This window comes from Sulfurimonas sp. NWX79, assembly GCF_039667035.1.
Lineage (GTDB): Bacteria > Campylobacterota > Campylobacteria > Campylobacterales > Sulfurimonadaceae > Sulfurimonas > Sulfurimonas indica.
Genome location: NZ_JALCZL010000056.1, coordinates 1 through 1106 on the forward strand (window position 1 = coordinate 1; position 1106 = coordinate 1106).

The window sequence follows — 1106 nt, forward strand, 5'->3', positions numbered from 1 at the left end:
GATGAGATGCTTCCAAACAATGACAAGGCTGGCAAATACAGAATAACTATACATAGCTTAAGACACACCCATGCTTCATGGATGGCAATTGCAGGTGTAAGCATTATGCATATAAAAGAGCAACTTGGACATAAAAAACTTGAAATGACCATGAGATACAGTCATCTTATACCTGATGAGAGGCATCACAGCACAAAGATGATATTTGATAATTTATAAAATTGTCCCAAAGAGTATATAATTTTAAAAATACTCCATAAAGGTTAGCACTTGTTTCACGATAATTATCAAATCATAGAGCACCAACTCCGCAAATATAGCTTTGAATTTTTAAAAGTAAGCCCTGAACCACTGCAAATGCTAGAAAAGCTAAACAAGAATAATCCTAAAATGATTGAAGAAGCTCAAAAACCACATCTTTTAGCTGCTGCTATAGTCTATATCTATCTTAAACATAACAACCTAAATGGTAGAGGCGGCATAACTGCAAAAAGTGTAGGAGAGTATTTTAAAGTAAAAGCATCTGCTATATCTCAAAAAGCATTTGACGTTGAAAATAGGCTCTATAGAATGGCAAGATATGAAAAGAAAAATGAGCCTTATGAGTTTATTGACAGAGATAGATTTGAAGTCAGTGAGATCTATTTTGATTTTTTAGAATCACCCATCCAAAATGACATCCAAAAAAGCATTCAAGTACTCAAAGCTATGATTAAAGAAGATAAATTCTTTTTTGATCCCTATATTACACTTTATGAATATTACTTAATGGATAGAGATTTCAAAAATGCCGTAAAAACGATAGAGCAAGGCTTTCAAAGAGCAATAAATCTCATAGATAATAATGGTAAATTTCCAGATATTTTAAACTGGGGATTTGTAGAGAATCGACATATCATCAGAATGATATTTAACTTCGCTATGTTTGTGTGGGAAAATAGTGACAGAGAGTTAGCTATAGAACTTTTTACAAAACTTTTAAAATCAAACCCAAATGACAATATAGGTGCAAGATACTCTATAGTGGCTATTTTAGAAGGCTTTGACTCTCAAGAGGAGTATGAAGAGCAGTTTGAGAGTAAAAATGGGATGGGACTTGAGTATGA

General features: G+C 32.7%; 2 protein-coding genes. Both read left to right on the forward strand.

Translation table 11 applies throughout. The features are described 5' to 3' along the window. Window positions 1-219, forward strand: a 219-nt coding sequence (locus MNY27_RS10865) for a tyrosine-type recombinase/integrase (protein ID WP_346392344.1), incomplete at its 5' end; no start/stop codon positions are given. A gap of 171 nt (window positions 220-390) precedes the next feature. Next, the coding region (locus MNY27_RS10870) for a hypothetical protein (protein ID WP_346392345.1) at window positions 391-1106 on the forward strand (716 nt) is incomplete at its 3' end.